This is a genomic window from Proteus myxofaciens ATCC 19692, assembly GCF_001654855.1.
Taxonomy (GTDB): Bacteria; Pseudomonadota; Gammaproteobacteria; order Enterobacterales; family Enterobacteriaceae; genus Proteus; species Proteus myxofaciens.
On record NZ_LXEN01000114.1, the window covers coordinates 36,559 to 49,804 of the forward strand.

Consider the following 13,246-nt stretch of genomic DNA (forward strand, 5'->3'; position numbering starts at 1 on the left):
AGTTTTCAACTATCGGTAGCGATAAAGGAAATGGTTATAAAACCCACCTTATCATTAAGTATTATATTAAGAAAATAAGCGGGTTTTAAACGTATTATCATCTACTAAATTATTTTAAATAAAGTGTTAATTGTGTGCCAGGTTTTAGCATTTTAATATCTGCATTCCAGCTAATCAGCTCTTTAAGGTTAATCCCATGGCGATGTGCAATGCTGTAGTAAGAATCCCCTTGTCGAACCTTATAATAACTACGTGACTGCTTTGATTGAGTAGGACGACCAACTGTGTTGTTGATCTTTAATGTTTGGCCTGCAAGTAGCGTACTTTTAGCATTTAGCCCATTAAGACGCTGTAATTCTTTTACGCTCATATTATAACGACGAGCAATAGCATAAAACGAATCACCTGAGCGCACTTTATAAATTGAGGCTGGAATATTCGGTTTGCTTGATTCTTGCTTAATAGATTGATTGGCTTTTGCAACTGCAAAACGAATGGTCTCTAGTATTGCTTCATCTGCGAAAGCCGTTTTGAATTGAGTGAGCTTATTTCTTGGCAACATGATGACATGAGGACCATTTGGCGCTGTGATATCACGTTTATAACCAGGGTTATAGTCTTTTACGGTGCTAATTGGCAAATGGCTTAATTCAGCGACTTTGCTTAGCGTAATTTGCTCACCAATATCAATAGAAGCTAACGCTTTATCACGATAATTACTATTAGGTAAAATTATCGTTTCTTGGTTTTCTTGAATAACCTTGCTTAATGCCAAGATTTTAGGAACATAATTCATCGTTTCTTTTGGTAAAGAGAGCGACCAATAATCTGTTGGCAAATTCTTGCTTTCATTGGCTTTCATCGCCTGCATGACACGGCCTTCACCAGCATTGTAAGCCGCTAATGCCAACGACCAATCATTATCAAACATAATATAAAGGCGTTCTAGCAAATCAAGCGCTGCAGTTGTTGATGCAGCAACATCACGGCGACCGTCATACCATTTATTTTGCTTTAAGCCGTAATAATTAGCAGTAATAGGAACAAATTGCCATAAACCGGCAGCTTTTGCTGATGAGGTGACATGAGGATTGAACGCACTTTCAACAACGGGAACGAGTGCCAGTTCCATTGGTAAATCACGCTTTTCAATTTCGTCAATAATCCAATACATATACGGCTCAGCACGAGTCGCAACGGTTTGTATATGTTGTGGATTATCTAAAAAATAGCTTTCTTGCTGCGAAATCCTTTCATTGTCAGGAATATCCATGTTTAACTCGCTAATGACATAACCCCATAAATTGGTTCTTACATCATATTGTGGTTCATCAGCAGTTAAAGGTCCTTGTTGAGTGGGTGTTATCGCAGACAAATTGGGTTTTATGTGTCCAGATTGTTGGCAACCAGCCAATAGCAAAATGGAAAACAAAATCGCTTTTGTCTTCATGAGTAAAAATTTTATCCTGTGTGCAAATTTGCACCAAATAATACTAAGTACAAAAAATAAAACAACCGATAACTATTAAAAATTATCTTTTAATTCTCTAATTTTTGTAAATGTTTTAATTGGTGCATAAGTATTATTTGTTATGTCTAAAATACTTTGCAAATCAATGTCATCAGATTTTAGAAAAAGATTAATGTTCTTTTCATTTTTTAGCGTTGTCGGTATGGTTGGTTGTAGATGACTTCGCATTTCTTTAACTTGGCTCAGATAATCGGTAATAAGTGTGTTTTTAGGCATAATGTGGTGTGCAAACTCCATATTGGATAGCGTATACTCATGAGCACAACAAATTAATGTATCATCAGGGAGGGCATTGATTTTTTGTAATGAACTAAACATTTGTTGCGCAGTTCCTTCAAATAAACGCCCACAACCACCTGAAAATAATGTATCGCCACAGAATAAATAAGGCTCACAATAGTAAGAAACATGGCCTAATGTATGGCCTGGTGTTCCCATCACACTGAAGTGAAAATCACCCACAATAATTTTTTCTTGGTCATGAATGATATGTGTTGCACCTTTGCTTTGTGTTTCTTGAGGGCCAAAAACAGCAATGCTAGGATACGTTTTAACCAATTCAGACACACCACCAACATGATCAAGATGATGGTGAGTTAACAAAATAGCAATGGGGGTTAATGAGTGTTGATTTAAAGCTTCAATCACAGGCTCAGCTTCTGATGGATCAATAATCACACATTCACGATTTTCATTACTTAATAGCCAAATGTAGTTATCGGATAATGCAGGAATTCTGATAAGCTCCATATAAGTTACCTTACTTATAATTTAAAGGGTTAAACGATGAAAGCAGCGCGTTCGATAAAACCAATTAGCCTACCAAATTCATGGCGCGATATGCCTTGGGGTGAGTATTATCGCATGGCAATTGAACAGCGCTTGCAACCATGGTGGCCAAAAATATATGGCTTTCATATGCTCAAACTGGGTCAGCTTAGTGCTGAAATTGATACCAAGTTAAGTATTGTTTCTCATCAAGTCAATGTCACATCTAAAACACTGAATACGCAAGTGGTCGCGTCACTTAACCATTTACCATTTGAACATAAATCTGTCGATGTTTGTTTAATGGCTCACCTTCTTGATTACAGCACTGATCCACATTGGCTATTACGCGAAGCCGACCGTGTTTTAATCGATGATGGTTGGATGATAATCACAAGTTTCAACCCCATCAGTTTATTAGGCTTAGGAAAATGTACGCCTTTTTTACGACAAAAACAGCCATATTGTAGCCGTATGTTTTCACTTAGACGCCAAATTGACTGGTTAAGCGTCTTAAATTACGAAGTAATGACTCAGCAGAATTTTCATATTATGCCTTTTTCAAGACCTGTAAAACGTGATAGCAACCTCTTTTATATTGGCGGATGTCTAAATCTGATTATTGCTCGTAAAAGAACGCTTCCTTTAACACCCACTGCGATGAAATTTGCTTTACCGCGTATGAGTGTAAAAGGTCGAGTTTTAGGTGCTACACGAAATCGCTCTGATTAATCTTGATATTGGCCTATTATTTTTCTGCTTGGCTTTCAATATAGCCAGTATCTTCTTTAGTGGGCGATTGCGCCGCTGTTTTTGCTAATTCGTCACAACGCTCATTTTCATCATGGCCTGCATGGCCTTTAACCCAATGCCATTCAATTTGATGACGTTCAATTGCACTATCAAGGCGTTTCCATAAATCGACATTTAGCACAGGGCTTTTATCTGCTTTACGCCATTGGCGCTTTTTCCAGCTATGTATCCATTGGGTTATTCCTTGCCTGACATATTGGCTATCTGTCGTTAATGTAATTTTACAAGGGAATTTTAGTGCTTCTAATGCTACGATAGCTGCCAATAGTTCCATTCGGTTATTGGTCGTCATGAAAAAACCTTCGCTTAATGTTTTTTCATTTTGCTGATAGCGTAAAATAGCACCATAACCACCAGGACCAGGATTGCCTAAGCATGAGCCATCAGTGAATATTTCTACCTGTTTGAGCATAAAGGCGATTTATCCTTTTAATTATTATCGAAACGAACCTAAGTCTGACATAAAAACCAATTATGAGCACTCCAATCACACGACAAATTGTACTAGATACCGAAACAACAGGTATGAACAAGCTGGGCGTTCACTATGAAGGCCATAATATCATCGAAATAGGTGCTGTTGAGGTTATCAATCGCCGATTAACAGGACGGAATTTTCATGTCTATGTCAAACCTGAGCGTTTAGTTGATCCTGAGGCTTTTGGTGTACATGGTATTAGCGATGAATTTCTTGAAGATATGCCTTCATTTGCAGATATTGCTGATGAATTTTTAGAGTATATTCGTGGTGCTGAGCTGATTATTCATAATGCTTCGTTTGATATCGGCTTTATGGACTATGAATTTAGAAAGCTTAATCGCGATATTCCTCCAACTGATACGTTTTGCCAAATTACCGATAGTCTTGCTATGGCAAGAAAATTATTTCCAGGCAAGCGTAATAATTTGGATGCATTGTGTGATAGATATCTAATTGATAATTCAAAACGTACGCTACATGGTGCGTTATTGGATGCCGAAATATTGGCAGATGTTTATCTTTCAATGACAGGAGGACAGACTGCGCTTGCTTTCTCAATGGAAGGCGAATCAAACAATGAGCAAGAGCAAAACGAAGTACAACGTGTAACAAGACCATCATTAGGATTAAAAGTACTAAGGGCGACAGAGCAAGAAATGGTTGAACATGAAGCCAGGCTCGATTTAGTTGAGAAAAAAGGTGGTCATAGTTTATGGCGGTCAGCCTCAAATGATGAGCCAGTTTGAATATAAAAAAACCATAAAAGCAAATGTGAGATTAAAAATCATTCAAACACATCATTTTGTTAGAAAAACAGTTGACGACAAGGTAAGAGATTCGTACTATTCAACACATCCGAAAGGATACGCGGAGCGGTAGTTCAGTTGGTTAGAATACCTGCCTGTCACGCAGGGGGTCGCGGGTTCGAGTCCCGTCCGTTCCGCCAACATTCTAAACCCCAGCATTTATGCTGGGGTTTTTGTATTTATAGTTTCTTCACCTTTATTTTATTCTTTTTATAACACTTCTGTTTTGTCTCTCTTTCAAGATTATAGCCTTGTTTGCTATTGCTGAAATTCAACCTGCGAGATATCAGGCATTTTTTAGATACTGATAAAAAGAGCGATAAAGTTAAGTGTGAACTTTCACTCTTTACTTTCCATTATTAAAAAATAACATTTACGTTACGCTACATTTTCTTTTGTCTTTATATGATGTAAATATAATTTTTATCATCTAATCAGTCGATTATCTCTTTTTTATCTTTTATCTCTTTTTAAGATACTATCTTCTCATTAACACGTTCTATCAAAGAACCGGTTATTATTAAAACAAATACGATATTTATTTGATTTGATGGATAAAAGCATAATGCAATTTTATCTTGATTAGTCATACTAAGCTAAGGTTTAATAACACCCTTCTCAATTGCGCAAATTATTTCCTTTTTCCCTTTTTTGTTGCGCAACAATGCGGTGGCGTAATGTTATTTACCGCTTTAATCGTAAATATTGCAGTGTAAATCAAAGAACTATTGGTTTAAGCTAATTACGATAGTTACCTTTGTGGATTTTTATATTGCGGTTTTTTGCCCGCATTGAGAGAATCAGCTATCTAGATGCTTTTTATCCGACTTGGAGTAGAACATGACCACTCGTAAAACCCTTGCTAATGCGATCCGTTTTTTAAGTATGGATGCAGTGCAAAAAGCCAAATCAGGTCACCCTGGTGCACCTATGGGCATGGCTGATATTGCAGAAGTACTATGGCGTGAATTTTTAAATCATAATCCAACGAACCCAAACTGGGCTGATCGTGACCGTTTTGTTTTATCTAATGGCCATGCATCTATGCTTATTTATAGCTTATTGCATTTGTCTGGTTACGACGTTTCTTTAGATGATCTGAAAAATTTCCGCCAATTACACTCAAAAACGCCTGGTCACCCAGAGTATGGTTATACACCAGGTGTTGAAACGACAACAGGTCCTTTAGGTCAAGGTATTGCCAATGCTGTTGGTTTTGCGATTGCTGAGCGCACTTTAGGTGCTCAATTTAACCGCCCTGGTCACGATATTGTCGATCACTACACTTATGCCTTTATGGGTGATGGCTGTATGATGGAAGGTATCTCGCATGAAGCTTGTTCTTTAGCGGGGACATTAAAACTAGGTAAACTGATAGCATTTTATGATGACAATGGCATCTCAATTGATGGTCAAGTGCATGGTTGGTTTACTGATAATACTGCAGAACGTTTTGATGCTTACGGTTGGCATGTCATCACTGGTATCGATGGACACGATGCAGCAAGTATTAAAGCTGCGATTGAAACAGCAAAACAAATTACTGATAAACCTTCTCTGTTAATTTGTAAAACCACTATCGGTTTTGGTGCACCACATAAAGCGGGCACAGCAGATGCTCATGGCTCTCCACTTGGTGATGCAGAAATTGCTGAAACACGCAAAGCGCTGGGTTGGGAATACGGCTCTTTTGAAATTCCACAAGAAATTTACAACGAATGGGATGCAAAAGAAGCGGGTAAAGCAAAAGAATCAGCATGGGATGAAAAATTCGCTGCATATGCAGCTCAATTCCCTGAATTAGCGGCAGAATTCAAACGCCGTGTTTCTGGTGAATTACCAGCAAACTGGGAAAAAGATGCTAAAGCCTTTATCAATGAGCTTCAACAAAACCCAGCAAATATCGCAAGCCGTAAAGCCTCTCAAAATACGTTAGAAGCATTTGGTAAAGTATTACCAGAATTTTTAGGCGGTTCTGCTGACTTAGCACCAAGTAACTTGACTATGTGGTCAGGCTCTAAGCCACTGAATGAAGATAAAGCGGGTAACTATATTCATTATGGTGTTCGTGAGTTCGGTATGTCTGCCATTATGAATGGTATTGCGCTACATGGTGGTTTTGTTCCTTATGGTGCAACATTCCTGATGTTTATGGAGTATGCACGTAATGCTGTACGTATGGCAGCGTTAATGAAGATCCGCAGTATCTTTGTCTATACACATGACTCTATTGGTTTAGGTGAAGATGGTCCAACTCACCAACCTGTTGAGCAAATGGCGAGCCTACGTGTAACACCAAACGTAAGCACATGGCGCCCATGTGACCAAGTTGAATCTGCAATTGCTTGGAAATACGCAATTGATCGTAAAGATGGCCCGACTGCGCTTATCTTCTCTCGCCAAAACTTAGCACAGCAACCACGTACTGCTGAACAATTAGCTAATGTTGAGAAGGGCGGTTACATCCTGAAAGATTGTGAAGGTACGCCAGAGCTTATCTTTATTGCAACAGGTTCTGAAGTTGAATTAGCGGTTAACGCTTATGATCAACTGACTGCGGAAGGTCGTAAAGTTCGCGTTGTTTCAATGCCAGCAACAGATGCATTTGATAAACAAGATGCAGATTACCGTGAAGCAGTATTGCCTGCTGCGGTGAAAGCGCGTGTTGCGATTGAAGCAGGTATTGCAGACTACTGGTTCAAATACACTGGTCTTGAAGGTGCTATCATCGGTATGCGTAGCTTTGGTGAATCTGCACCTGCTAACGAACTGTTCACTGAGTTCGGATTTACTGTTGAAAATGTGGTCACACAGGCAAAAGCCTTACTTAAATAGTTAATAAATGTTAACAAGAGCACATTTTGAGGAATTTTTTCTCTTATGTGCTCTTTTTTTATCCTACTACCCACGTTTGCTATTGCGATCTTCTCGCATTTCTCGTACTCTGGATATCAGAAAGCTGAACCGTTTCAGTCTTTGAAAATTGTCGGTGACTCCACAATTTTGGTATTTATTTAGTTTATCGTTGCTGATTAGTATATTGCTCTATTATTCTAACTGGTTGCATAAACTCAGTAATCAAGGAAGTCGCATGGCAATTCGAGTTGCTATTAACGGTTTTGGTCGTATAGGACGTAATGTATTAAGAGCACTTTATGAATCGGGTAAACGCGCTGAAATTACAGTCGTTGCGATAAATGAAATTGCTGATGCCGAAGGTATCGCACACTTGCTCAAATATGATTCTAGTCATGGTCGCTTTGCTTGGGATATTCGGCTTAATGATCCATTGTTGCAAGTAGGGGATGATGCTATTCGCCTCTTTCATCATGAAAACATCGCTGATTTACCTTGGGGTGAGTTAGGCGTTGATATCGTTCTAGACTGTAGTGGTGTTTACGGTAGTCGCGCTGATGGCGAAGCCCATATTGCACAAGGTGCAAAAAAAGTCCTCTTTTCTCATCCTGGTACGACAGATTTAGATGCAACCGTTGTTTTTGGTGTTAATCAACATGAACTAAAACAAGAACATCAAATCGTCTCTAATGCATCTTGTACTACAAACTGTATTATTCCCATCATTAAAATGATGGACGATGCTTTTAACATAGAATCAGGCACTGTTACGACAATCCATGCAGCAATGAATGATCAGCCTGTTATTGATGCATACCATAAAGATTTGCGTCGTACTCGTGCAGCAGGGCAATCAATTATTCCTGTCGATACTAAGTTAGCAGCAGGAATTACACGTATATTCCCAAAATTTGAAGATCATTTTGAGGCAATTTCTGTACGTGTACCTACAATTAATGTGACCGCCATTGACTTAAGTGTCACTGTGAAAACAGCTGTAAACGTGTTAGATGTCAATCATTTAATTCAAAAATCAGCAACTGGCATATTTCGTGGTATAGTGGATTACACAGAATTGCCATTAGTCTCAACAGATTTTAATCACGACCCTCATAGTGCGATTGTTGATGGTACACAAACGAGGGTAAGTGGACAGCACCTGATTAAAACATTAGTTTGGTGCGATAATGAATGGGGCTTTGCTAATCGAATGCTTGATACAACATTAGCAATGGCTGCAACTGGTTTTAAATAATCATGCTTTAATAGCGGTACTCAGTAATAACACACGATGTGATTATTCAGCGACAATACGCTATGTAATAATACAATGTGATAATACTTCGTACTGAACAGAAGATTTCGAAATTTAGAGAATCAATGAGAGGATTCATCATGTCTGTAATTAAGATGACCGATTTAGACCTAGCCGGTAAACGAGTTCTTATCCGTGCTGACCTGAACGTTCCCGTTAAAGATGGAAAAGTGACTTCTGATGCACGTATCCGTGCTTCATTACCCACCATTGAAGCAGCCTTAAAACAAGGCGCAAAAGTGATGGTGACTTCACACTTAGGACGTCCTACTGAAGGTGAGTACAACGAAGAGTTCTCTTTAAAACCAGTTGTTGACTATCTGAAAAACAAGTTAACTGCGCCAGTTAGTTTAGCAAAAGACTATCTAAATGGTGTTGATGTTAAAGAAGGTGAATTAGTTGTTCTTGAAAACGTTCGTTTTAATAAAGGCGAAAAGAAAGACGACGAAACTCTGTCTAAACAATATGCTGCATTATGTGATGTTTTCGTTATGGATGCATTTGGTACGGCTCACCGTGCTCAAGCATCAACTCATGGTGTTGCTAAATTTGCTAAAACAGCGTGTGCAGGTCCTCTATTATCTGCAGAGCTTGAAGCTCTGGGTAAAGCATTAGATAAACCTGCTCGCCCTATGGTTGCCATCGTTGGTGGTTCTAAAGTATCAACGAAACTAACCGTACTTGACTCTTTATCAAAAATCGCTGACCAATTAATCGTTGGTGGTGGTATTGCGAATACCTTTATCGCAGCTGAAGGTCACTCAGTTGGTCGCTCATTATACGAAGCTGATCTCGTTGATGATGCAAAAAAATTAATGGAAAAATGTGATATTCCAGTACCAACAGACGTTCGCGTTGCCACTGAGTTCTCAGAATCAGCACCTGCAACATTAAAATCTGCAAATGATATTAAAGATGACGAACAAGTGCTTGATATTGGTGATGTTACCGCTGAGCGCTTAGCTGAAATCTTAAAAAATGCGAAAACGATTCTGTGGAATGGCCCAGTAGGTGTATTTGAATTCCCTAATTTCCGTAAAGGAACAGAAATCGTTGCGAATGCTATCGCTAATAGTGATGCATTCTCTATCGCTGGTGGTGGTGATACGCTAGCAGCTATCGATTTATTCGGTATTGCAGATAAAATTTCTTACATTTCAACGGGTGGTGGTGCTTTCTTAGAATTCGTCGAAGGCAAAAAACTTCCTGCTGTTGCAATGCTTGAAGAACGTGCTAAACAGTAATTAAGTCAGCTCATACAGGTAGAATGATTATTTCTACCTGTACAAATTAAGGATCTTATACATGTCTAAAGTTTTTGATTTCGTAAAACCGGGTGTCATCACTGGTGATGATGTACAAAAAGTATTTGCAGTTGCAAAAGAAAATAACTTTGCTCTGCCAGCGGTTAACTGTGTAGGTACTGACTCAATCAATGCTGTATTAGAAGCAGCAGCAAAAGTACGTTCTCCTGTTATTGTTCAGTTCTCTAACGGCGGTGCAGCATTTATCGCAGGTAAAGGCCTAAAAGCGGAAGCTCCACAACAAGCTGCTATTCTAGGTGCTATTTCAGGTGCGCATCATGTACACCAAATGGCAGAATACTACGGTGTTCCTGTTATTCTGCACACAGACCACTGTGCGAAAAAACTATTACCATGGATAGACGGTTTATTAGATGCGGGTGAAAAACACTACGCTAAAACAGGTAAACCACTGTTCTCTTCTCACATGATTGACTTATCAGAAGAGTCATTAGAAGAAAATATCGAAATCAGTGCTAAATATTTAGCGCGTATGGCTAAAATCGATATGACATTAGAAATCGAATTAGGCTGTACTGGTGGTGAAGAAGATGGTGTTGATAACACCGGTATGGATAGTTCTGCGCTGTATACTCAGCCAGAAGACGTTGCTTATGCCTATGAAAAACTAAATGCAATCAGCCCTCGTTTTACTATCGCTGCTTCATTCGGTAACGTTCATGGTGTTTATAAACCAGGTAACGTTCAGTTAACGCCAAAAATTCTACGTAACTCACAAGACTATGTTTCTGAGAAATATAATCTGCCACACAACAGCTTAAACTTCGTATTCCACGGTGGTTCTGGTTCTACTGCTGAAGAAATCAAAGAAGCAGTGGGCTATGGTGTTATCAAAATGAATATCGATACTGATACTCAGTGGGCGACTTGGGATGGTATTTTACAGTTCTACAAAAAGAACGAAGGCTATCTGCAAACCCAATTAGGTAACCCAGAAGGCGCAGATAAACCAAATAAAAAATACTACGATCCACGTAACTGGTTACGTCATGCACAAACGTCAATGGTTGTTCGTTTAGAACAAGCATTTAAAGAACTGAATGCTGTTGATGTACTGTAATTATTAATTCAGTTTTTTAGATAAATGAAAACCCGCTAATTAGCGGGTTTTTTGTATTTGGCTGACAGCTAGTAACGATTATATTTGTTATTAAACGTTTGGTCTGAAATGCATAGATAATAAATTCCTTCAATAAAGCCAATAATAGCGGGTATACCTGTCCAGCAAAAAATCAGATATAAAAATCCCATTCCTACTTTACGAAGATAGAATTTATGTATTCCTAATCCCCCAAGAAAAATAGCTAATAATGCTGCCGCTAGCTTATTTTTATCTTCCATCTGAATTATCCCCTATCTAAAATAAAAGTATAAACAATCAATGAGAAGGATTTTTAACATAAGTATCCTTATTTAAGGATAGTAGTTATAAAACATAATAACAGTAGATAAAAGAGAATTAAGGGAAATTTACGTTGCTTTAAGATAAATTCCAATAGTTGATAAATAATACAAGTAAATAAAATTTATTGTTCAAGATTGATGCATTTTTATTTTATGCAAAATAAAAGCGCTCAAATAGATGAGCGCTAATAGACATGGCTAATTGACCACAATCAACGGACAACTTTGCTTGAACTCGCTTTATTGCCGTCTTCTTTCATCATACGGTTTAGCCAAGGAACAGTTATCCACATAAGAATACCGACAACGAACGTTACCATGCCTATTTTGCCAAAGACATCGGTATAGATAGGTAACGTTTGTAGAGGGTCTGTAATGCCTTCTGGCGCTGCTGTGAAGGTAGCAACGTATCCACCTAATAGATATGCAGTGGCTTGAGTTAAGAACCACATACCTAAAATAAATCCCATCATATATTGAGGAACAAAAGCAGCCACCATTGCAAGGCCTAATGCGCTTATCATTAATTCACCCAAACTTTGGAATAAATAAATTAATACGATAAACCAAGGCGAGGTTAAGCCTTGAGCATCAGCAAACCACATGCCCGAAGCTGCTGCTGTAAGAAATCCTAATGAGCATAAAATCATACCGGCGGTAAATTTAGCAGGCATTGAGAAGTCTTTGCCTTTTGCGCCTAAGCGACTATACATGATAGCTAAAATAGGGCTTGCAAGAATGATCCAGAATGGATTTAACGCTTGGAAACTGACTGGATTAATATTAAAACCTAAAATAGTGTGGTGCACATTATGAATAGCAAAAAAGTTTAATGATGTTGGCATTTGAGCATATAAAATATAGAAAATAACAGCTTCTAACATCAGAACAAATGCAACATACATCTTATTACGTGCGACTCTATCTTTTTGTTTAAAGGCTTCACGAAAATAGATAAAGACAACAATAACTGAGAGACTCACTAAGACTATATTGGCAATTTTCACATTGTGCATTAACCATGCACAAACAAAAACCATAACAACACTACCAATAATAACGAGTAAAAGATTTTTAAAACGTAAAGGCAAATGATCAGGCTCTGAGCCAATATTAGCTACCATTTTACGGCAGAATATATAAACGAGTAATGCGATGATTAAACCAACACCACAAATATTGTAGGTAAGTCCATAACCATAACGTTCTGCTAATACAGGAGCGACGGATAATGAAATTAACGAACCAACGTTAATTGACATATAAAAAAGAGTGAATGCACCATCTAGACGGGGATCTTTAGGTTTGTAGCATTTTGCTAATAAACTTGCTGGGTTTGCTTTAAATAAACCATTACCAACGGCAATAGTACCTAATGCATAAAAAATTAAATTAGGATACATGATTGACATACCAGTCATAAAATAACCAATAGACAACACAATTGCACCTAAAACGATGGTTCTTTTGGTTCCTAATAAATGATCACCAACATAACCACCAATAGAAATTAGCCCATATACGAGTGCAGAAAACGCACCAAATGTAATAAAAGATTGTTCTTGAGAGAACCCAAGTTTATTAACAAAATAAACAGCGAGAAGACCTTGTACGCCGTAGTAGCCAAAACGCTCCCATAATTCTACAAAGAAAATCATAAAGAAAGGTTTAGGCTGTTGTAATAAACCGACTTGAGCGGGTTTATCCATATTTTTAATGCCCCTAATTATTATTTATCTTCAACAACGATGTTATTTACTCAAATTCACGAGAAATGTTAAACAACAGTAACATTATCTGTTGCATTTAGAGTGGAGTTTGCAAATTTAAGAAGGTAATCAATGAGTAGAGTAGACTATTCTATTGTCAGAATGACTTCTCAAAGGTTGATCACACTGTAAGTAAGATTAATACCATATTAAAAAAATTATTCATTAATTTATTTTT

11 protein-coding genes and 1 tRNA gene are annotated in these 13,246 nt (G+C 38.0%); 7 read left to right on the plus strand and 5 right to left on the minus strand.

What is annotated here, in order from left to right; genetic code table 11:
* Positions 1 to 109 precede the first annotated feature (109 nt).
* Entirely contained in the window at positions 110 to 1,450 is a 1,341-nt protein-coding gene (gene mltD, locus M983_RS12210) for a murein transglycosylase D (protein WP_066751199.1), read from the minus strand.
* Between the two features lie 75 nt (positions 1,451 to 1,525).
* The gene (gene gloB, locus M983_RS12215) at positions 1,526 to 2,281 is read right to left on the minus strand and encodes a hydroxyacylglutathione hydrolase (protein WP_066751201.1); all 756 of its coding nucleotides are present in this window, start codon (positions 2,279 to 2,281) and stop codon (positions 1,526 to 1,528) included.
* Between the two features lie 36 nt (positions 2,282 to 2,317).
* Between gloB and M983_RS12220 the strand changes: the two genes are divergently transcribed.
* Entirely contained in the window at positions 2,318 to 3,031 is a 714-nt protein-coding gene (locus M983_RS12220) for a methyltransferase domain-containing protein (RefSeq protein WP_066751204.1), read from the plus strand.
* Positions 3,032 to 3,047: 16 nt separating this feature from the next.
* Here M983_RS12220 and rnhA read toward each other — a convergent pair whose 3' ends face one another.
* A complete protein-coding gene (rnhA, locus tag M983_RS12225; RefSeq protein WP_066751207.1) occupies positions 3,048 to 3,524 on the minus strand; it encodes a ribonuclease HI in 477 nt (158 codons plus the stop codon).
* Between the two features lie 62 nt (positions 3,525 to 3,586).
* On the opposite strand from rnhA, the gene dnaQ reads away from it, so the two are divergent.
* The 6 genes from dnaQ (at position 3,587) to fbaA (ending at position 10,955) form a co-directional block, all read left to right on the plus strand.
* Positions 3,587 to 4,339 carry a DNA polymerase III subunit epsilon gene (dnaQ, locus tag M983_RS12230; RefSeq protein WP_066751210.1) on the plus strand — a complete coding sequence of 251 codons (753 nt, stop codon included), beginning with the start codon at positions 3,587 to 3,589 and terminating at the stop codon, positions 4,337 to 4,339.
* Positions 4,340 to 4,462: 123 nt separating this feature from the next.
* Positions 4,463 to 4,539, plus strand: a tRNA-Asp gene (locus M983_RS12235).
* Between the two features lie 700 nt (positions 4,540 to 5,239).
* The gene (gene tkt / locus M983_RS12240; RefSeq protein WP_066751213.1) at positions 5,240 to 7,234 is read left to right on the plus strand and encodes a transketolase; all 1,995 of its coding nucleotides are present in this window, start codon (positions 5,240 to 5,242) and stop codon (positions 7,232 to 7,234) included.
* A 256-nt stretch (positions 7,235 to 7,490) separates the two neighbouring features.
* On the plus strand, positions 7,491 to 8,510 hold the full coding sequence (gene epd, locus M983_RS12245) for an erythrose-4-phosphate dehydrogenase (RefSeq protein ID WP_066751216.1): 1,020 nt from the start codon (positions 7,491 to 7,493) through the stop codon (positions 8,508 to 8,510).
* Between the two features lie 140 nt (positions 8,511 to 8,650).
* Positions 8,651 to 9,814, plus strand: a complete 1,164-nt coding sequence (pgk, locus tag M983_RS12250; RefSeq protein ID WP_066751219.1) for a phosphoglycerate kinase — start codon at positions 8,651 to 8,653, stop codon at positions 9,812 to 9,814.
* 61 nt (positions 9,815 to 9,875) lie between these two features.
* Positions 9,876 to 10,955, plus strand: a complete 1,080-nt coding sequence (gene fbaA, locus M983_RS12255) for a class II fructose-bisphosphate aldolase (RefSeq protein ID WP_066751222.1) — start codon at positions 9,876 to 9,878, stop codon at positions 10,953 to 10,955.
* 68 nt (positions 10,956 to 11,023) lie between these two features.
* On the opposite strand, the gene M983_RS12260 is transcribed toward fbaA, so the two are convergent.
* Both M983_RS12260 and dtpB read right to left on the minus strand, forming a co-directional pair.
* The gene (locus M983_RS12260; RefSeq protein ID WP_066751224.1) at positions 11,024 to 11,236 is read right to left on the minus strand and encodes a TM2 domain-containing protein; all 213 of its coding nucleotides are present in this window, start codon (positions 11,234 to 11,236) and stop codon (positions 11,024 to 11,026) included.
* A gap of 275 nt (positions 11,237 to 11,511) precedes the next feature.
* Complete coding sequence (gene dtpB / locus M983_RS12265) at positions 11,512 to 13,008, minus strand: dipeptide/tripeptide permease DtpB (protein WP_066751225.1); 1,497 nt, start codon at positions 13,006 to 13,008, stop codon at positions 11,512 to 11,514.
* Positions 13,009 to 13,246: the final 238 nt, after the last annotated feature.